This is a genomic window from Enterococcus sp. DIV0756 (assembly GCF_051710745.1).
GTDB lineage: Bacteria > Bacillota > Bacilli > Lactobacillales > Enterococcaceae > Enterococcus_A.
Window position 1 is genome coordinate 2,981,940 of the sequence record NZ_JBIOLF010000001.1, and the last position, 18,061, is coordinate 3,000,000.

Here is an 18,061-nt window from a genome sequence, read left to right on the forward strand (position 1 = left end):
CGATAAATTAAACGATTTACGATTTATAGCCCGACCAAAATAATATCCGGCTCGAAAATGAAGATATTGAAAAAAAAGGAGCAATGAAATGAAATTCACTATGACTTTGCCCGAGCAAACGACGAAAATGACGGTCAAAGATTTGTTAGAGCAAGAGTGGCTAGTTCCACGAAAAGTCCGTCATTTTATTCGAACGCGTAAAGGAATCTTAATCAATGGAGAAAACTGTCATTTTCAAACATTCGTCCAGTCTGGAGATGTCATCACCCTTATGCTCGAAGCAAGCGATTATCCCGAACGAAATATCTTACTCGGCGACGAAAAAATGATCCATGTTCTGTATGAAGACGAGCATATAATCATTGTGAATAAACCTTATGGCATGAAGACGCATCCCAACCAGCCAGACGAAAAAGACACTTTAGTTAATCATTTAGCTGCTTATTTAGCACCTGATTTTCAACCTCATGTCGTCCATCGTTTAGATAAAGAAACCAGCGGTGCGATCCTGTTTGCAAAGAACCCTTTTGTCTTGCCAATTTTAGGTCGTCTGTTAGAACAGAAGAAAATCTATCGCCGCTATCAGGCAGTCGTTCATGGTACGTTAAAAAAAGATCTGACAATCAATCAAAAAATTGGGCGTGATCGTCATGATCGTCGAAAACGACGGATTGATCCCAAAGGTGGTAAACCCGCGATTACTCATATAACCGTTGCAAAACAGACTGGCAAACAAACATCCGTCTATTGCCAACTAGATACAGGCAGAACTCATCAAATTCGAGTACACCTAGCCAGTATTGGACACCCATTAGTTGGCGATCCTCTGTATAGCAGAAATCCCAGCGGTCGCTTGATGTTACATGCTTATGAACTTCATCTCCATCATCCATTTACCAATCAGGAAATATCTGTTCAAGCATTACCTGGATTATGGAAATAAAACAAAAACCAGTCAAAACAAAGCGAAACCTGTTTTGACTGGTTTTTTACTAAACTTAGAAAATTAGTTCGAAAAAAAGAGAGGACCTTGGTTTCGATCCTCTCTGTTATTACTATCTTAACTCTTAGTACCAGCCGTTTGCTTGCCAGAATGATTGTGCGCCTTCCCATGAACCGTAACGAGAAGTTACATATTGGTCCGCAACACGTTCTTGGTTTTCTGCAGAGTAGTCACCGTTTAAATATGAAGCGGATAATTGGTAACGTCCAATGTATTGACCGTTTGTTGCTGAGTATGAACCGCCTGATTCACGTTGTGCAATCCATTCTTTCGCTGAAGAAGTACCTGTCGCTGCTGCAGGAGCTGCTGCTTGTGCAACTGGAGCTGCTTGTTGTTGAACTGGAGCCGCTTCTTGTACTGCAGGAGCTGCTTGTTGTTGAACCGGAGCAGCTTGTGCTTGTTGTGCTGGAGCTGCTGCTTGAGTCGAAGCAGGTTCTGCTGTTTTTTCAGCTTTTGCATCGCCGTCAATTGTTAATTCTTGACCTGCAAAAATCATATCTACGTTAGAAATTTTATTTGCTTTCGCAATTGATTCTACTAAACTATCGTTACCAGCAAACTTATGAGAAATTTTTGATAAAGTATCTCCTGATTCTACAGTATAAGTTTCTGACGCATGCGCATCTGTAGCTCCCATCGCCAAACCTGCACCTGCTGCTAATACTGTACTAAAAAGAACTGTTTTCCCTAATTTCATTATGTAACTTCCTCCGATTTTTCTTATGTGTTTTTTCTTCTGTCTTATTGACTACGAGAGATACTTTACCATCCTTTTGTGTTTCATGGGTAATATTAATGTAACAGTTCATTACAATAACATAAAACTATGTAACAAAACCTCCATCAGTGTGTCACTTTGAAATATATCACTTTTATTCTTATCAAGAAAATCCCTTGCTATAGAGCTAATTCCAAGAATGTAACTGTTTTATTCTTGTATTACAAAAATTATCTTTAGAAACATTGACATCTTTTTGTAAAGAAAGTCGTATTCATATTTTTATTCTTTTTGAATTACTTTGAAAATAATTTTTATAGATTTTGAATTTTAATTATAGTTTATAACAAAAAAATACTTCTACTCTATCGATAAAGAGTAGAAGTATTTTTCACTTAATTCTTAGATGCCGCCGCCATTTTCTTGCTTGCGGTCCGACTAATTTATCAACTAAACGAATTTTCAAGCTAAGATAAAAATACACGAATCCGCCCGTCCCTGCTGTTAATAAACAAATAACTAGAGCAGAAAATCGTGAATCTGGATCAAATGCAAGATAGCTCAATTGTCTTACGATCACAGCTACAATCAGCATTATCAGCGTTAAAAGTAAAATCAAAACACACCGGCGAAAGGCCAACTGATAATTTGCATGAACCACTCTTCGCAACTTCCAGAGGCACAAACCACAGGTTAAGCTTAATCCGATAAAAGTAGCTGCTAGTGGTCCGTAAACCTCCAACAGTTCAATTAGCGGTACTTGAATAAGCCCTTTTAGTACCAGTCCTACGAACCAATATTTCACTGCAACACGGCTATGAGAAATTCCTTGCAGTGTTGTTGAAAGCATCATAGACAATGCTGAAACTAGCCCCGCCCAACAGGCGGCAACAAGCACACGACTGCCTAAAACATCGGCTGAATAAAAAACCGTATTCAAAGGATAAGCTAGTAAAATCATCCCAAAAACAGCTGGCAGCATGATGAAAGCAAAAAGCTGGATATTCGTATTTACTAGTTTTGCTAGCTCTGGACGACGTTTTTGAGTAAAAAGTTCCGTCAGCATCGGCAGGCTGGTTAATGCTAGCGAGGTTCCTAGAGCAACTACGACCATCGTCAGTTTATCTGGATTCGCACTGAATAAGGCGTACAAATCCACCAGCTGATCATGGCTGTAATTTGTATTGGCATTCATTGTATGGATGAAGGTCACTTGATCAATCAATTTATAAAAAGTGATTCCAGCACCAAGTAAAATAAACGGAATCGCTTGTCTAATGGTTTCTAGTAATAATTTTTTCGTATCAATCGTCACTTTGTTTAAACTGCGTTCAAGTTGCAGATCACTCTTTTTACGATCCTTAAACCAATAAAAAAGCAAGACTCCATAGGAACCAATCATTCCGACAGATGCTGCGAAGGTTGATTGGATCACCGCATTCAAATAGTCACCCTTCATGACCTTCATAATAATAAAGACACTTAAGAGCATATACAAAACACGTAGCGCCTGTTCAACCAGTTGTGAGACGGCAGAAGGTCGCATATCCTGCTGGCCTTGAAAATAGCCCCGTAAGACACTCATACAAGGAAAAGCAATAACCGCAATGCTTAACGCTTGAATCACTGGAATCAACGACCGCCCGCCACCTGATATTCCAGCTAATAGCGGTGCCATGAAAAACATCAAACCGCCGAAGAAAATGCCTAAAATTGCCGTAGCCTGCAAGGCCTTGATAAATAGACGACGACTCGTCCGGTATTCCCCCATCGAATTATACCGAGCAATCTGCTTGGCAATCGCACCTGGTAACCCAGCTGTTGAGATCATCATAAACAATGCATAAAACGTGTAACCCATATTAAATAATCCGTTGGCCGCGCGGGCATTTTCTCCCATCCAGGCGTACCATGGAATAATGTAGATCGCTCCTAACAGCCGTGAAAAAATATTCCCCACTGACAGCCAAGCTGACCCTTGGATCATTTTTTCCTGATAAGTCAGATCACTCGGTCGTGTCTCTTTCATGGTCTCCTCCTTCAAAAAATCGCTACCCTTATAGTAAAGCTAAATCGCGCTCCTGACAATCACTCTTTACTTTTTCTCTTACTAAGCTATGCTATAATAGCCTAGACTATAAATTGGAGGTCTCAACATGCTGACACTTACCCAAATTCAACAAATACTTGAACAAGAAAACCTTTTAAGAGAGTTCATTACGCCCACACGTTGGTCGCTGACTGCTCCTTTTGACAAAAGCTTTCAAAAAATTTCTTATGACTCACGTGAAGTCGATGCGGATACCCTTTTTTTCTGTAAAGGAAATAACTTTCAACAACGGTTTTTAGAACAGGCCTTATCAGAAGGGTTAACTTGCTACATCGCCGAACAGCCCTATGAAGTTCCAGCAGAGCTGGCAATCATCGTAACGGATATCCGGAAAGCTTTGGCCGTTTTAAGTATGGCCTTTTATGATTATCCGCAAGAAAAATTAAAGCTAGTGGGGATCACCGGAACAAAGGGCAAAACAACCGTCGCCTATTTCACGAAAAAAATCTTAGACATTACGACGAATAAAAAGACCGCTCTTCTATCTACTTTAAATACCACATTAGATGGCGTGAGTTTCTTTAAATCAAAACTTACGACGCCAGAATCATTGGATTTATATCGGATGATGGCAGAAGCTGTAGCCAATGGTATGACACATCTGGTAATGGAAGTCTCTTCTCAAGCGTATAAAGTAGCGCGTGTTTATGGTTTAACCTTTGATGTAGGGATTTTTCTCAATATCTCTCCCGACCATATCGGACCGATTGAGCATCCGACATTTGAAGATTACTTCTATTGTAAACGGCAATTAGTTGCTAATTCTCGTCAAGTCATCCTACAGCACGAGATTGATCACTTTGATCTTTTACAAGAATTAGCCGAAAAACAAAATATTCCCATCATTACATATGGGAATAAACAAGCAGATTATCACGTACAGCCAGCTGAACATCCGCTAGCCTTTGACTTAATCGGCGCGCAGGATATTTTTGGCTTAAATGGTAACTACTCTATTTTGTTAGCTGGCGATTTTAATAAAGAAAATGCTGCTGCTGCTTTACTTGCCAGTGCGCTCGTTGGTTCTGACCAAGAAGCCGGACGTCAAGGGCTCGCTGAAGCATTAGTTCCGGGACGCATGAATCTTTTATTGAAATCAAATGGCGCCCACATTTATGTAGACTATGCACATAATTATTTAAGTATGAAATCATTGCTCGCTTTTGCTAAAGAACAGCATCCAGATGGTAAACTCCTTGTCATTACCGGTTCAACTGGCAATAAAGCAGAATCACGCCGTGAAGGCTTAGGTCAAGCAATTGGTGAATATGCCGATGTGGCGATTTTGACCAGTGACGATCCCAACTTTGAGGATCCTAAAAAAATCGCAGACGAGATCAAAGAAAGCATTAAAAATGATCATGTACGTGTACAGTTTGAAATTGATCGCAAAAAAGCGATCAAAGATGCGATTCAACAAGCCGGACCAAATGATGCCATCGTTTTAGCAGGTAAAGGAACCGACAAATATATGACGGTTAACGGCGAAGATCTCCCTTATGAAGGTGATTATCATTTAGCAGAAGAGTTTATTAAAGACTAACGGAACATTCCCGTTAGTCTATTTTTATGTTCTGACAGATCGTTGCTGCCTTCATATATACCTCTTCAATCAACGCTTTAGCTGTCTTCACCTCCGAAAATAGCCCCGCAATTTGTCCAGCCATCACAGCCCCGTTTTCTGTATCGCCGATATCTGTAGCACGTTTCAAGACTTCTAGAGAGAACACTTCATTTGGTTTTTCCCTCTCAGTCAATTTATTTTTTAGCCCACGGATCGCACCACCCTTAGTTTTATGCAGCACTACGGTTGCTGTATCATCTGCTTGTAGAATCGCTTGCTGATAATTTTCATGAATTGGACACTCCGCAACTGTTAAAAAGGCCGTCCCCATTTGGACACCCTGTGCCCCTAATGCAAAAGCTGCTGCCATTCCACGACCATCACCGATTCCTCCAGCCGCAATTACAGGAATAGCCACCGCTTGAGAGACTTGTGGTATCAATGCCATAGAAGTCGTTTCACCAATATGTCCGCCTGCTTCCATCCCTTCTGCGATAATACCATCTACACCTAACTGCTCCATTTTTTGTGCCAGCTTCACTGAAGGAACCACAGGAAACACTTTGATTTCGGCCTGCTTCAAACGTTTCAAATAAGGCTTAGGTGTTCCAGCTCCAGTGGTCACGATCTTAACCCCTTCTTCAATCAACACCTCAACTTGCTCTGGAATATTGTCCATCTGCAACATCAAATTAACGGCGAACGGTTTCTTTGTTCGTTCTTTAGTCCTACGAATTTGTTCCCGCAATTCCTCGCTGCTTAACCCGCCAGCAGCGAGGATTCCCAAACCTCCAGCTTCTGAGACTGCACTAGCTAATGGATAGCGAGCAATATGGGCCATTGCTCCTTGAAAAATCGGATACTGGATATCTAACAGTTCAGCGATTGCGTTCATTTAAGCCCCTCATTTCCTTTTTTACCTTATCCTAGCATAGTTCTCATGTCAGCTCATTATTTCTTTATCTGCATACAAAAAAATACTCCGCAATTACATGCGGAGCATCAAAAATTAATTTGCTACAATATTGACTAACTTATTCGGTACAACAATCACTTTGCGAACCGTTTTCCCTTCGATGTTGCGTTGGATATGTTCATCCTCTATCGCCAATTTCTCTAGTTCATCTTTCGCTAAATCAACAGCTACCATCACTTTAGAACGGACCTTCCCATTGACTTGCAGGATGACTTCGATCTCATTTTCGATCAACGCTTCTTCATCATATACCGGCCAAGCTACGTGAGAAATACCGCCTTCGTGTCCCAAGATCGCCCAAAGTTCTTCTGCGATATGCGGTGCGATCGGTGCTAATAATTGCACAAAGCCTTCGACATATTCATACGTCAAAGCTTCCGCTTTATAGGCGTCGTTTACGAAGACCATCAATTGAGAAATTGCGGTGTTCAAATGCAGATTCTCCATGTCTTCTGTCACTTTTTTGACCGTTTGATTGTAAACTTTTGTCAATGAGCCATCGTTAAGAGTCGTAATATGATCACGCATCTTCCCTTCTTCATCCACAATCAAACGCCAGACGCGATCCAAGAATTTACGAGAACCCTCAAGTCCATTTTCACTCCAAGGAATCTGAGCGTCCAATGGCCCCATGAACATTTCATACATCCGTAAGGTATCAGCACCATATTTATCTACGACATCATCAGGATTTACAACATTTTTCAATGATTTACTCATTTTTGCAGGTGCTTCTTCTAGCTCTTCGCCACTTTCAATGCTAAACCATTTACCATCACGTTTTTCTACCATATTTGTTGGTACCAGCGCACCACGACTATCACGGAAGCTTTGGCCCAAGATCATCCCTTGATTATACAATTTTTGGAATGGTTCGTTGGTTGGTACAACACCGATATCGTACAAGAATTTATGCCAGAAACGAACATACAACAAATGCAATACTGCATGCTCGGCACCACCAATATAAAGATCCACGGGCATCCAACGTTTTAATTTATCGTAATCCGCCAGCGCTTCTTTATTATGAGGATCAATAAAGCGCAAGTAATACCAAGAGCTTCCTGCCCATTGCGGCATTGTATTAGTTTCACGACGTCCTTTTTTACCAGTGATTGGATCAACGACATTGACCCACTCTTCAATATTTGCTAGTGGAGATTCACCCGTTCCACTTGGTTTGATATCTGTCGTTTTCGGTAATTCCAATGGCAATTCATAATCAGGAACTAAGCCAGTTGTCCCGTCTTCCCAATGGATAACAGGAATCGGCTCGCCCCAATAGCGTTGACGTGAGAACAACCAGTCACGCAATCGATAGCTGATTTCTTTTTTCCCGCATTCATGTTCTTCTAGCCAAGCCACCATTTGATCGATCGCATCCTGTTTGTTTAGTCCATCCAGGAATTCAGAATTAATATGCGGACCATCGCCGGTGAACGCTTCATTATCTACGTCGCCACCTTCAAGTACAGGAATGATCGGCAAACCAAACGTTTTCGCGAATTCATAATCTCGTTCATCGTGAGCCGGAACCGCCATAATCGCACCAGTTCCGTAAGAAGCTAAGACATAATCTCCAATCCAGATCGGCATTTTTTCCTCGTTTGCTGGATTAATGGCATAAGCGCCTGTGAAAACTCCGGTTTTTTCTTTCGCTAAATCGGTTCGATTCAATTCTGATTTTTTAGACGCTTCTTCAATATAAGCATCCACTGCGGCTTTTTGTTCAGGTGTCGTAATTTTTTGTACCAAATCTAATTCTGGAGCCAGCACTGCATAGGTTGCTCCAAACAACGTATCCGGACGCGTAGTGAAGACAGTAAATGTTTCCTCGCTATTTTCAATTTTAAAACGTACATTTGCACCAATTGAACGACCGATCCAGTTACGCTGCATCTCTTTGATACTTTCTGGCCAATCAAGTTCTTCCAAATCATCCAGCAAGCGATCCGCGTAGGCGGTGATTTTCAGCATCCATTGACGCATTGGTTTACGGATGACATCATAGCCGCCACGTTCACTTTTCCCATCAATAACTTCTTCATTAGAAATAACCGTACCTAATTCTGGTACCCAGTTGACTGGCACTTCCGCTTCATAAGCCAATCCTTTTTCATACATTTGTTCAAAAATCCATTGTGTCCATTTATAGTAATCAGGATCTGTGGTATTTAATTCCCGATTCCAGTCATAACTGAAGCCCAACGCATTAATTTGACGTTTGAATGTCTCGATATTTTTCTTGGTAAATTCTGCAGGGTCATTTCCTGTATCTAGCGCGTATTGTTCCGCCGGCAGACCAAAGGCATCCCAGCCCATTGGGTGCAACACATTGTAGCCTTGCGCCCTTTTCATCCGTGAAATGACATCCGTCGCTGTATAGCCCTCCGGATGTCCTACGTGTAAGCCTTGTCCAGATGGATAAGGAAACATATCTAAGGCATAAAATTTTGGTTTTTCAGGATCATCTGTGGTATTAAAAACATTGTGCTTCGCCCAATATTTTTGCCATTTTTTCTCAATCGCTTTGTGATCGTAACTCATGTTGTTCCTCCTAAATTGAATTATTCGTTTTAGATACAAAAAAATCCCATGAAAGTTCTCAAAACTCTCATAGGACGTTATCAACGTGGTACCACCTATTTTTATCTGTCCAACGACAGACCTCAAAAGAAATAACGGTCTTTAACCGGATCATTCGATCATGCTCCGAGGTAAGTTCGAATGTCTCGCATACACACTCTCAGCACCGTGCGCTCTCTGAAATGCGTTCGTTTCTACTACTCCTCTTCCAAGCAACAATATTCAAAGTAGTTTCATCTTAGCAGATTCCAAAACAATATTCAATTGAATTCCCCTTAAGAAATCACTGAAAAAATTGTCCATTAGTCGAAACATGATATAATACTTCTGTTTAGAAAGGATGAATCAGAGAAAACAATGAAAAATAAATCAATCTATCAATTAATCGGCAGCTTTACCCTGCTGTTTTTTGCGGCACTGTGTTACATCGTCCGTTTTTATCCAGAAACGTTAAATGGTTTTGACCGCGGCATCATCTATGCGGTCCATCAACTCTATCCGCAAATGAACGGCTACTTTTTATGGGTGACAAAATTTGCTAATCCAATTACTGTTGTCATTCTATCAGTTGTCTTTGTCGGTTTATTTTATTTCAATAAGCAAAAAATTACTGCTCTTTGGCTGGCTGTTAATATGGCGTTAATTAGTGGCATTGGCAATCATTTATTGAAACTTTTCTTCCATCGTGCGCGTCCGACACTCTTACCTCATATGGTGACGGAACACAGTTTTAGTTTTCCTAGTGGACACGCAACAGCAAGCACTTTATTATATGGCACATTAATTTTTGTCATGGCTTTATTCTTTAAAGAAAAAAAATCCTGCTTGATTGCTCAGATCATTGTTGGCATATTGATCTTAAGTATTGTAATCAGTCGCGTCTATCTCGGAGTTCATTATCCTAGTGATGTTCTTGCTGGTGTACTTTTAGGGAGCAGCTGGCTGTTATTCACCTATCCTTACTACAAAGAGAAAAAAATCGTTTATGATTTAAAAGCGATTAGGAGAAATTAAATGACCTTTCAATATACTGATGACCCAACCAAACGTTACCATTCATGGAATTACGCCTTACGCCAGCAATTTGGCGGAAAAATTTTTAAAGTTCCAGTCGACGGCGGTTTTGATTGTCCCAATCGTGATGGTACGGTTGCCCATGGCGGCTGTACCTTCTGCAGCGTATCTGGTTCTGGCGATATGATTGTTGCGCCAAGCGATCCGCTGCCTCAACAGTTCCATAAAGAAATCGACATGATGCATCAAAAATGGCCGCACGTCGATCAATACATCGTCTATTTTCAGAATTTTACTAATACCCACGCACCTGTAGAAATCATCCGTGAACGTTTTGAACAAGTTGTCAATCTTCCCGGTGTAGTCGGTCTCTCGGTCGGTACTCGTCCCGACTGTTTGCCGCCAGAAGTGGTGGACTATTTAGCAGAATTGAATCAACGCTTGTATTTATGGGTTGAATTAGGGCTGCAAACAACTTATGAAAGCACTAGTGAGACAATCAATCGCGCTCATGATTATCCAACCTACGTAGATGCAGTAGCACGTTTGCGCAAACATAATATCAATGTCTGCACCCATTTAATCAACGGCTTGCCTGGTGAGTCTTTAGAGATGATGCGGGAAAATGTTCGCCGGACGATTTTAGATTCCGATATCCAAGGGATCAAGTTGCATCTCCTGCATTTGATGCGCAATACTAAAATGCTTAGAGACTATGCAGAAGGACGTTTACAGCTGATGAGTAAAGACGATTATGTCTCTGTCATTTGCGATCAATTGGAGATGATTCCTCAAGAAATTATCATTCATCGTTTGACTGGTGATGCTCCATGGGATTCATTAATCGGTCCCATGTGGAGTTTAAAAAAATGGGAAGTCTTAAACGCGATCGATCAAGAATTGATTCGTCGTGATTCTTATCAAGGAAAATTTGCTTTGAGAGGAGCGTTCAAGCATGCTGCTAACTGCTCTGAGGTATAGTCATCAATTGCTAAAGGAAATAGTAACTGAAGGCGATCACGTGATCGACGCAACCATGGGCAATGGCAACGACACGTTTTTTTTAGCTGAATTAGTTGGATCAACTGGCCATGTTTATGCTTTTGATATTCAAGAGCAGGCGTTACAAAATACCCGTGATAAAACTTCTGACTATAGCGAACGTACAACGCTATATCTTGCTGGACATGAAACGATTGAAGAAAAAATTTCCCCTGATCAACCCATTAAGGCTGCAATTTTTAATCTTGGTTATCTGCCAAAAAGTGATAAGCAAATCGTCACCTTGCCCGAAACTACCAAGCAAGCTATGTCGGCCATTCTAAAACGATTGACCATTGGTGGACGGATGATTATTGTCATTTACTATGGTCATGAAGGTGGAGAAGCTGAAAAAAATGAGGTTCTTCGCTATTGCCAAGCTTTATCCCAAGAAAAATTTAGCGTTCTGAACTATCAATTTATCAATCAAAAGAATAATCCACCGATTTTATTGTGTGTAGAAGCTATTTCTGATTAATTGCTACGCAAAATAGATAATGAAAAGAGTGACTGATCAAAAAACGATCAGTCACTCTTTTCATTCAACCATTCTAGCACACGTTTAATCCAAGTATCCCAGAATACCCAATCATGTTTACCTGGCCCCTCTTCGAAGGTGACATCTAGATTCTTTTGTTCCATCTTATGGGCCATGTATTGACTCGCTGGATACAAATCATCCTCTGTGCCACAAGCTAAGAAGAAGCGCGGTGTAGCTTTCCCGCTTTCTACTAGTTCATCTAATAAACGAAGCGGGTCATTTTTCGAACCCTGTAGCTGATCCAGCGGTCCAAAAATCCCTTGCCAGTAAGCTTCATTTCGCACCAATAATAAACTTTCTACATCGGACAAAACAACCGCACCTGATAAAGAAGCCACCGCTGCGAAATTTTCTGGCTTCGCTAAGCCTAGCTTCAAGGCACCATATCCTCCCATCGACAAACCAGCTGCAAAAGTTCTCTCACGTTTATGAGTCAATTGAGGAAAAAGTTCGTGCACAATCGTTGGTAATTCCTCTGAAACAAACGTCCAATAATTCATATCATACGTTGTATCTGTATAAAATCCTAAATCGGTCGAAGGCATCACTACAGCCATTTGATAGTCGGCCACATAACGTTCAATCGACGTTCTCCGTTCCCAAACACTATGGTTTCCACCCATTCCGTGTAGTAAATATAAAACAGGAACATCTTCTGTTACACCAGTGGTTTCTGTTCCAATTTTCTTGTGTGTTGTTTGCGGCAAAATCACGTTCATTGCTACTTCCATTTGTAAAACATTCGAATAAACATTCACTTGTAAAAAAGCCATTCAGCTAGAGCCTCCAGTTCTTTATTCTCCATTCAGTTTAACACTTCTTGATTGTTTGCCAACCATAAAGCTAAAAATCAATGCAAAAATAACCAGTAGCAATCCGGCAAAATAAACCCAATGGAGACTGTCAAAAAGAATCTTGCGTAATTCTCTTCGCAATCCTGCCTCAATCTGTAAAGCCGTGTGAGGATTAATCAAGCGATTCATAATATCTAAATCAGTGATTCCAGCTTTCGCTAATTGTTGGCCATTTGCAACATTCAAGATAATTCCAAAAAGCGAAACCATAACGGTCTGACCAATCGTACGCGACAACGTATTAAATGAGGTAGCCACACCGATTTCTTCTTTTGGTACACTAGCTTGAGCTTCTACCGTTGTTGTTGTAACAGACAATCCGTAGCCGATTCCTAAAATACCCATAATAATGAAAAATACCCAAAAAGGACTTTGTTGAGGCAGTACTACTAATGTTCCACCCCCTGCAAGAATGATGAGCAAACCGACAGCGATAATCCTTTTGGCTGCATATTTACGCAATAGCTGGCCTGACAAAAAGGAGCCATACATCCACACGATTGACATCGGGGCTAAGACTAAACCACCAATACCTGCTGGCTTACCTAAAACACCCTGCATCCACATTGGAATATACACATCCAAGCCCATCAAAAATCCGCTAATCAGAGCAGCAACAATATTCACACTCGCAAAGGTTTTATTATTGAATAACTTCAAATTGATTACAGGATCTTCAGCACGCTTTTCTGTTCGAATAAAGAAGATCAGTGAAAAAATACTTACTGCAAATAATGCAACAACAGATAATGACAAGCCTTCGTCTCCCAATAACTGAAAACCAAGTAATAGGCTTAAGAGCGTTACTACTAAGAATAAACTGCCCAAAATATCCATTTTCTTCGCTTGATGTTCCTTTTTCTCTTCAATAAAGAAATATTGCAGCAAGCCGATCAAAGCCAAGCCAATTGGCACATTAATAAAGAAAATCCAATGCCAACCGACCGTATCCACAATCAAGCCACCAGCTAAAGGCCCAAACACACTAGCAACACCCCAAGCCGCACTCGTTAACCCTAAAACTTTGGCCCGCTTTTCAATATCATAAAGATCCGCAATAATCGTTAAGGATACTGGCATGATCGCACCAGCACCAATACCTTGAATTCCTCGAGCAATGATCAATGTCAACATCTCATTAGACATCCCGCATAAGGCAGAACCTAAGACAAATAACAGGATTCCAACAATAAAAATCGGTTTTCTACCAATTTTATCTGCTAACTTTCCATAAATCGGTGTAATCATTGCATTAGTTAATAAGTAAATAGAGAATACCCAATTCATAATCTCAATTCCGTGCAAACTACCCACGATCGTGGGCATTGCAGTAGTCACAATCGTTCCTTCAATCGCCGACATAAACGTCGCAATAAATATTCCTGCCGTCACAACCTTCACATTTGTTTTTCTATTCATTTTTTCCTCCTATTTCTTCTCTAAAATTTTTCTATACTACTCAAAGTTGCCTAGTTTATCAAAACACTAAGCAAAATCGCTTAGAAAAAGAGACGGTCCTATCGATCAATGATCAATAGAAACCGCCTCGTGAACTCCATAAAAAAATTATGTCTGTACGATTTTTATTCCAAATTCAAAGTTTTTTTCAATGCATCTACTTTATCAGTATGCTCCCATGGCAAATCGACATCTGTCCGTCCAAAATGACCATAAGCAGCTGTATCACTATAAATTGGACGCAATAGATCAAGCATCTCAATAATTCCCGCAGGACGCAGATCAAAGTTTTCACGAATTGCACCAATCAATGCTTCTTCTGTTACCTTCGCTGTGCCAAAAGTATTTACTGAAATAGAAACAGGTTGGGCTACACCAATCGCATAAGCAAGCTGTACTTCAACTTTATCAGCTAAACCAGCAGCGACAATGTTTTTCGCGATATATCGCACTGCATAAGAAGCAGAACGGTCAACTTTGGTTGCATCCTTCCCAGAGAAGGCACCACCGCCATGACGTGAATAACCGCCATACGTATCAACGATAATTTTACGTCCTGTCAATCCAGCATCCCCTTGAGGTCCGCCAATTACAAAACGGCCGGTCGGATTGATAAAGTACTTTGTTTTCTCATCTAATAATTCAGCAGGAATTTCGTGTCTGATCACTTTTTCCATTACATCTTTTTGAATCGTCTCATTATCAACAGCATCACTATGTTGCGTACTGATAACAACCGTATCTACGCGTAATGGTTTCCCGTTTTCATCGTATTCAACTGTTACCTGAGATTTTGCATCCGGTCCAAAGTATGCTACTTCACCAGATTTACGCAAATCCGCCAAGCGTTTCACTAAATGATGACTCAATGAAATAGGTAACGGCATCAATTCAGGCGTTTCGTTCACCGCAAAACCAAACATTAAACCTTGGTCTCCAGCACCGATATCATCCAATAACTCTTCCTTACCGCGTGTTTCTAACGCATCATCCACACCTTGAGCGATGTCCGGTGATTGTTCATCAATTGCGACCAAAACCGCTACATTGTCTCCATCAAACCCAAATCTTGATTCTGTATAACCAATGCGTTTGATCGTTTCACGTACTACTTTTTGGATATCTACATATGCCGAAGTAGAGATTTCTCCAAAAACTAAAACAAGCCCAGTCGTTACAGACGTTTCACATGCAACTCTGGCTTTCGGATCCTTTTCTAAAATTGCATCCAAAATAGCATCACTGATTTGATCAGCAACCTTATCTGGATGTCCTTCTGAAACTGATTCAGATGTAAATAAACGACGTTCTTCCATTATAACTATTCCCCCTAATTTTTATTCGGTTACAAGGAATCTCTGAGCTTTTTCAGAGCCTATCGGGAACTTGCAACGACTCGATTATAACAGAAAAATAGCTCCTGTCACTAATAAACCAGCAATAAACCTGAAAACTTATAGAAAATCGTTCCAAAACAAAAAAAAGAGACGTATAAAACGTCTCAGAATGACCCGTACGGGACTCGAACCCGTGTTACCGCCGTGAAAGGGCGGTGTCTTAACCGCTTGACCAACGGGCCATAAATTAAAAAACGGAGAAGGAGGGATTTGAACCCTCGCGCCGGTTTCCCGACCTACACCCTTAGCAGGGGCGCCTCTTCAGCCACTTGAGTACTTCCCCAAAAACCAAAAAGATTTTAATGGGCCTAAATGGACTCGAACCATCGACCTCACGCTTATCAGGCGTGCGCTCTAACCAGCTGAGCTATAGGCCCTTCATAAAAACTAAAGCGGGTGACGAGAATCGAACTCGCGACAACAGCTTGGAAGGCTGTGGTTTTACCACTAAACTACACCCGCATGGCGGTCCCGACGGGATTTGAACCCGCGATCTCCTGCGTGACAGGCAGGCATGTTAACCCCTACACCACGGAACCGTAATTTTTAGTTTTTAATTGCGGGAGCAGGATTTGAACCTACGACCTTCGGGTTATGAGCCCGACGAGCTACCAGACTGCTCCATCCCGCGATAATAATATTAAAAAGGAGGATAAGGGATTCGAACCCTTGCACGGTTTTACCCGCCTGACGGTTTTCAAGACCGTTCCCTTCAGCCGGACTTGGGTAATCCTCCGAATAAAAATAATGACCCGTACGGGACTCGAACCCGTGTTACCGCCGTGAAAGGGCGGTGTCTTAACCGCTTGACCAACGGGCCATAATTTTAATGGGCCTAAATGGACTCGAACCATCGACCTCACGCTTATCAGGCGTGCGCTCTAACCAGCTGAGCTATAGGCCCTTCATAAAAACTAAAGCGGGTGACGAGAATCGAACTCGCGACAACAGCTTGGAAGGCTGTGGTTTTACCACTAAACTACACCCGCAACTCTGATGGCGCGGGACAGAATCGAACTGCCGACACATGGAGCTTCAATCCATTGCTCTACCAACTGAGCTACCGAGCCAGAAACGGTCCCGACGGGATTTGAACCCGCGATCTCCTGCGTGACAGGCAGGCATGTTAACCCCTACACCACGGAACCGTAATTTTTAGTTTTTAATTGCGGGAGCAGGATTTGAACCTACGACCTTCGGGTTATGAGCCCGACGAGCTACCAGACTGCTCCATCCCGCGATAATAATATTAAAAAGGAGGATAAGGGATTCGAACCCTTGCACGGTTTTACCCGCCTGACGGTTTTCAAGACCGTTCCCTTCAGCCGGACTTGGGTAATCCTCCATGAAAGAGTCACTATGGACCTTGTAGGACTCGAACCTACGACCGGACGGTTATGAGCCGTCTGCTCTAACCAACTGAGCTAAAGGTCCTGGCTCGAATAAAATCGCGGCGGAGGGGATCGAACCCCCGACCTCCCGGGTATGAACCGGACGCTCTAGCCAGCTGAGCTACACCGCGTTATTAATAAAAAATGGAGCCTAGCGGGATCGAACCGCTGACCTCCTGCGTGCAAAGCAGGCGCTCTCCCAGCTGAGCTAAGGCCCCAAAATTTTATTGCTATCGGGAAGACAGGATTCGAACCTGCGACCCCTTGGTCCCAAACCAAGTGCTCTACCAAGCTGAGCTACTTCCCGAAATGCACCCGAGAGGACTCGAACCTCTAACCCCTTGATTCGTAGTCAAGTACTCTATCCAATTGAGCTACGGGTGCGTTATTTAGTTAATGCCGAGGACCGGAATCGAACCGGTACGGTGATCACTCACCGCAGGATTTTAAGTCCTGTGCGTCTGCCAGTTCCGCCACCCCGGCGTTTTTCCCTGGTCTTCAGGAAAGCGGAAAACGGGGTTCGAACCCGCGACCCCCACCTTGGCAAGGTGGTGCTCTACCACTGAGCTATTTCCGCACGATGCCGGCTAAAGGACTTGAACCCTCGACCCTCTGATTACAAATCAGATGCTCTACCAACTGAGCTAAGCCGGCAACTACAAAAAAATAAAATGCGGGTGAAGGGACTTGAACCCCCACGCCGTAAGGCGCTAGATCCTAAATCTAGTGCGTCTGCCAATTCCGCCACACCCGCATATACTTATGAGCCGTACTGGGCTCGAACCAGTGACCCTCTGATTAAAAGTCAGATGCTCTACCAACTGAGCTAACGGCTCAAATGGAGGTTAACGGGATCGAACCGCTGACCCTCTGCTTGTAAGGCAGATGCTCTCCCAGCTGAGCTAAACCTCCATGAGTTCGCGTGGCGACGTCCTAATCTCACAAGGGGCAACCCCTCACTACAATCGGCGCTAAGAAGCTTAACTTCTGTGTTCGACATGGGAACAGGTGTATCCTTCTCGCTATCGCCACCACACTATGTTTTTTTGAGTAAACGTCGTTCACTCAAAACTGGATCAGAAACAGTTAAACAACCGTGAATCAATTTTATTGGTTAAGTCCTCGATCGATTAGTATCAGTCCGCTCCGTACATCACTGCACTTCCACTCCTGACCTATCTACCTGATCATCTCTCAGGGATCTTACTTTCTTAAAGAAATGGGAAATCTCATCTTGAGGTGGGCTTCACACTTAGATGCTTTCAGCGTTTATCCCTTCCCTACATAGCTACCCAGCGATGCCTCTGGCGAGACAACTGGTACACCAGCGGTAAGTCCATCCCGGTCCTCTCGTACTAAGGACAGATCCTCTCAAATTTCCAACGCCCGCGACGGATAGGGACCGAAC

Annotated in this window: 12 protein-coding genes, 25 tRNA genes, 2 rRNA genes, 1 riboswitch and 1 other annotated feature (1 of these 41 running past the window's edge); of the genes, 5 read left to right on the forward strand and 34 right to left on the reverse strand. The window is 42.3% G+C overall.

Annotated features, from left to right (window positions below; genetic code table 11):
• The first annotated feature begins 88 nt into the window (after window positions 1-88).
• Window positions 89-943: an RluA family pseudouridine synthase gene (locus IGI44_RS14260; RefSeq protein WP_438788426.1), complete on the forward strand. Its 855-nt coding sequence runs from the start codon at window positions 89-91 to the stop codon at window positions 941-943.
• 124 nt (window positions 944-1,067) lie between these two features.
• On the opposite strand, the gene IGI44_RS14265 is transcribed toward IGI44_RS14260, so the two are convergent.
• A complete protein-coding gene (locus IGI44_RS14265) occupies window positions 1,068-1,700 on the reverse strand; it encodes a LysM peptidoglycan-binding domain-containing protein (protein WP_438788427.1) in 633 nt (210 codons plus the stop codon).
• Between the two features lie 412 nt (window positions 1,701-2,112).
• Window positions 2,113-3,750, reverse strand: coding sequence for a putative polysaccharide biosynthesis protein (locus IGI44_RS14270; protein WP_438788428.1), 1,638 nt, complete (start codon window positions 3,748-3,750; stop codon window positions 2,113-2,115).
• A gap of 127 nt (window positions 3,751-3,877) precedes the next feature.
• Between IGI44_RS14270 and IGI44_RS14275 the strand changes: the two genes are divergently transcribed.
• Complete coding sequence (locus IGI44_RS14275; protein WP_438788430.1) at window positions 3,878-5,374, forward strand: UDP-N-acetylmuramoyl-L-alanyl-D-glutamate--L-lysine ligase; 1,497 nt, start codon at window positions 3,878-3,880, stop codon at window positions 5,372-5,374.
• Window positions 5,375-5,387: 13 nt separating this feature from the next.
• On the opposite strand, the gene IGI44_RS14280 is transcribed toward IGI44_RS14275, so the two are convergent.
• Window positions 5,388-6,290 (reverse strand): DUF561 domain-containing protein, encoded by a 903-nt coding sequence (locus IGI44_RS14280; RefSeq protein ID WP_438788431.1) that lies wholly within the window; start codon window positions 6,288-6,290, stop codon window positions 5,388-5,390.
• Between the two features lie 114 nt (window positions 6,291-6,404).
• Window positions 6,405-8,918, reverse strand: a complete 2,514-nt coding sequence (gene leuS, locus IGI44_RS14285) for a leucine--tRNA ligase (RefSeq protein ID WP_438788432.1) — start codon at window positions 8,916-8,918, stop codon at window positions 6,405-6,407.
• A gap of 67 nt (window positions 8,919-8,985) precedes the next feature.
• Window positions 8,986-9,177 (reverse strand) — a binding site (T-box leader).
• Between the two features lie 137 nt (window positions 9,178-9,314).
• Here leuS and IGI44_RS14290 point away from each other — a divergent pair.
• The 3 genes from IGI44_RS14290 to IGI44_RS14300 are packed head-to-tail and all read left to right on the forward strand — an operon-like array spanning window position 9,315 to window position 11,490.
• The gene (locus IGI44_RS14290; protein ID WP_438788433.1) at window positions 9,315-9,971 is read left to right on the forward strand and encodes a phosphatase PAP2 family protein; all 657 of its coding nucleotides are present in this window, start codon (window positions 9,315-9,317) and stop codon (window positions 9,969-9,971) included.
• Window positions 9,972-10,952, forward strand: a complete 981-nt coding sequence (locus IGI44_RS14295) for a TIGR01212 family radical SAM protein (protein WP_438788434.1) — start codon at window positions 9,972-9,974, stop codon at window positions 10,950-10,952.
• Window positions 10,927-11,490 (forward strand): class I SAM-dependent methyltransferase, encoded by a 564-nt coding sequence (locus tag IGI44_RS14300; protein ID WP_438788435.1) that lies wholly within the window; start codon window positions 10,927-10,929, stop codon window positions 11,488-11,490. The genes IGI44_RS14295 and IGI44_RS14300 overlap by 26 nt, the downstream gene beginning before the upstream one ends.
• Window positions 11,491-11,537: 47 nt before the next feature.
• On the opposite strand, the gene IGI44_RS14305 is transcribed toward IGI44_RS14300, so the two are convergent.
• From IGI44_RS14305 to IGI44_RS14450, 30 genes are all read right to left on the reverse strand, one after another.
• Entirely contained in the window at window positions 11,538-12,326 is a 789-nt protein-coding gene (locus tag IGI44_RS14305; protein WP_438788436.1) for an alpha/beta hydrolase, read from the reverse strand.
• A gap of 21 nt (window positions 12,327-12,347) precedes the next feature.
• Complete coding sequence (locus tag IGI44_RS14310) at window positions 12,348-13,826, reverse strand: MDR family MFS transporter (protein ID WP_438788438.1); 1,479 nt, start codon at window positions 13,824-13,826, stop codon at window positions 12,348-12,350.
• 164 nt (window positions 13,827-13,990) lie between these two features.
• A complete protein-coding gene (metK, locus tag IGI44_RS14315; RefSeq protein WP_438788439.1) occupies window positions 13,991-15,181 on the reverse strand; it encodes a methionine adenosyltransferase in 1,191 nt (396 codons plus the stop codon).
• Window positions 15,179-15,262: riboswitch (SMK box riboswitch) on the reverse strand. It overlaps the preceding gene by 3 nt.
• Window positions 15,263-15,372: 110 nt before the next feature.
• Window positions 15,373-15,444, reverse strand: a tRNA-Glu gene (locus IGI44_RS14320).
• Window positions 15,445-15,457: 13 nt separating this feature from the next.
• Window positions 15,458-15,545: transfer RNA gene (locus tag IGI44_RS14325), tRNA-Ser, on the reverse strand.
• Between the two features lie 20 nt (window positions 15,546-15,565).
• Window positions 15,566-15,639, reverse strand: a tRNA-Ile gene (locus tag IGI44_RS14330).
• A 14-nt stretch (window positions 15,640-15,653) separates the two neighbouring features.
• A tRNA-Gly gene (locus IGI44_RS14335) sits at window positions 15,654-15,724 on the reverse strand.
• A 1-nt stretch (window position 15,725) separates the two neighbouring features.
• Window positions 15,726-15,801 (reverse strand) — tRNA-Asp (locus IGI44_RS14340).
• 18 nt (window positions 15,802-15,819) lie between these two features.
• Window positions 15,820-15,893, reverse strand: a tRNA-Met gene (locus tag IGI44_RS14345).
• A gap of 15 nt (window positions 15,894-15,908) precedes the next feature.
• Window positions 15,909-15,998 (reverse strand) — tRNA-Ser (locus tag IGI44_RS14350).
• A gap of 12 nt (window positions 15,999-16,010) precedes the next feature.
• Window positions 16,011-16,082: transfer RNA gene (locus tag IGI44_RS14355), tRNA-Glu, on the reverse strand.
• A gap of 10 nt (window positions 16,083-16,092) precedes the next feature.
• Window positions 16,093-16,166: transfer RNA gene (locus tag IGI44_RS14360), tRNA-Ile, on the reverse strand.
• A 14-nt stretch (window positions 16,167-16,180) separates the two neighbouring features.
• Window positions 16,181-16,251, reverse strand: a tRNA-Gly gene (locus tag IGI44_RS14365).
• A gap of 8 nt (window positions 16,252-16,259) precedes the next feature.
• A tRNA-Phe gene (locus IGI44_RS14370) sits at window positions 16,260-16,332 on the reverse strand.
• Between the two features lie 5 nt (window positions 16,333-16,337).
• Window positions 16,338-16,410: transfer RNA gene (locus tag IGI44_RS14375), tRNA-Asp, on the reverse strand.
• 18 nt (window positions 16,411-16,428) lie between these two features.
• A tRNA-Met gene (locus tag IGI44_RS14380) sits at window positions 16,429-16,502 on the reverse strand.
• 15 nt (window positions 16,503-16,517) lie between these two features.
• Window positions 16,518-16,607 (reverse strand) — tRNA-Ser (locus IGI44_RS14385).
• 15 nt (window positions 16,608-16,622) lie between these two features.
• Window positions 16,623-16,696, reverse strand: a tRNA-Ile gene (locus IGI44_RS14390).
• 14 nt (window positions 16,697-16,710) lie between these two features.
• Window positions 16,711-16,784: transfer RNA gene (locus IGI44_RS14395), tRNA-Met, on the reverse strand.
• Between the two features lie 14 nt (window positions 16,785-16,798).
• A tRNA-Ala gene (locus tag IGI44_RS14400) sits at window positions 16,799-16,871 on the reverse strand.
• Window positions 16,872-16,886: 15 nt separating this feature from the next.
• A tRNA-Pro gene (locus tag IGI44_RS14405) sits at window positions 16,887-16,960 on the reverse strand.
• Window positions 16,961-16,963: 3 nt separating this feature from the next.
• Window positions 16,964-17,037: transfer RNA gene (locus tag IGI44_RS14410), tRNA-Arg, on the reverse strand.
• A gap of 13 nt (window positions 17,038-17,050) precedes the next feature.
• A tRNA-Leu gene (locus IGI44_RS14415) sits at window positions 17,051-17,136 on the reverse strand.
• A gap of 22 nt (window positions 17,137-17,158) precedes the next feature.
• A tRNA-Gly gene (locus IGI44_RS14420) sits at window positions 17,159-17,230 on the reverse strand.
• A gap of 4 nt (window positions 17,231-17,234) precedes the next feature.
• Window positions 17,235-17,307, reverse strand: a tRNA-Thr gene (locus IGI44_RS14425).
• 18 nt (window positions 17,308-17,325) lie between these two features.
• Window positions 17,326-17,407: transfer RNA gene (locus IGI44_RS14430), tRNA-Leu, on the reverse strand.
• Between the two features lie 9 nt (window positions 17,408-17,416).
• Window positions 17,417-17,489, reverse strand: a tRNA-Lys gene (locus IGI44_RS14435).
• A gap of 3 nt (window positions 17,490-17,492) precedes the next feature.
• Window positions 17,493-17,565, reverse strand: a tRNA-Val gene (locus IGI44_RS14440).
• 8 nt (window positions 17,566-17,573) lie between these two features.
• Window positions 17,574-17,689 (reverse strand): 5S ribosomal RNA (gene rrf / locus IGI44_RS14445).
• 74 nt (window positions 17,690-17,763) lie between these two features.
• A 23S ribosomal RNA gene (locus IGI44_RS14450) occupies window positions 17,764-18,061 on the reverse strand; it runs 2,614 nt beyond the window's last position.

Excerpts from the sequence above, each read along its gene's own strand:
- IGI44_RS14265 (WP_438788427.1), bottom strand. The coding sequence starts at position 1,700 with ATGAAATTAGGGAAAACAGTTCTTTTTAGTACAGTATTAGCAGCAGGT.
- IGI44_RS14280 (WP_438788431.1), bottom strand. The coding sequence starts at position 6,290 with ATGAACGCAATCGCTGAACTGTTAGATATCCAGTATCCGATTTTTCAA.
- IGI44_RS14290 (WP_438788433.1), top strand. The coding sequence starts at position 9,315 with ATGAAAAATAAATCAATCTATCAATTAATCGGCAGCTTTACCCTGCTG.
- metK (WP_438788439.1), bottom strand. The coding sequence starts at position 15,181 with ATGGAAGAACGTCGTTTATTTACATCTGAATCAGTTTCAGAAGGACAT.
- IGI44_RS14305 (WP_438788436.1), bottom strand. The coding sequence starts at position 12,326 with ATGGCTTTTTTACAAGTGAATGTTTATTCGAATGTTTTACAAATGGAA.
- leuS (WP_438788432.1), bottom strand. The coding sequence starts at position 8,918 with ATGAGTTACGATCACAAAGCGATTGAGAAAAAATGGCAAAAATATTGG.
- IGI44_RS14300 (WP_438788435.1), top strand. The coding sequence starts at position 10,927 with ATGCTGCTAACTGCTCTGAGGTATAGTCATCAATTGCTAAAGGAAATA.
- IGI44_RS14270 (WP_438788428.1), bottom strand. The coding sequence starts at position 3,750 with ATGAAAGAGACACGACCGAGTGATCTGACTTATCAGGAAAAAATGATC.
- IGI44_RS14260 (WP_438788426.1), top strand. The coding sequence starts at position 89 with ATGAAATTCACTATGACTTTGCCCGAGCAAACGACGAAAATGACGGTC.
- IGI44_RS14295 (WP_438788434.1), top strand. The coding sequence starts at position 9,972 with ATGACCTTTCAATATACTGATGACCCAACCAAACGTTACCATTCATGG.
- IGI44_RS14310 (WP_438788438.1), bottom strand. The coding sequence starts at position 13,826 with ATGAATAGAAAAACAAATGTGAAGGTTGTGACGGCAGGAATATTTATT.
- IGI44_RS14275 (WP_438788430.1), top strand. The coding sequence starts at position 3,878 with ATGCTGACACTTACCCAAATTCAACAAATACTTGAACAAGAAAACCTT.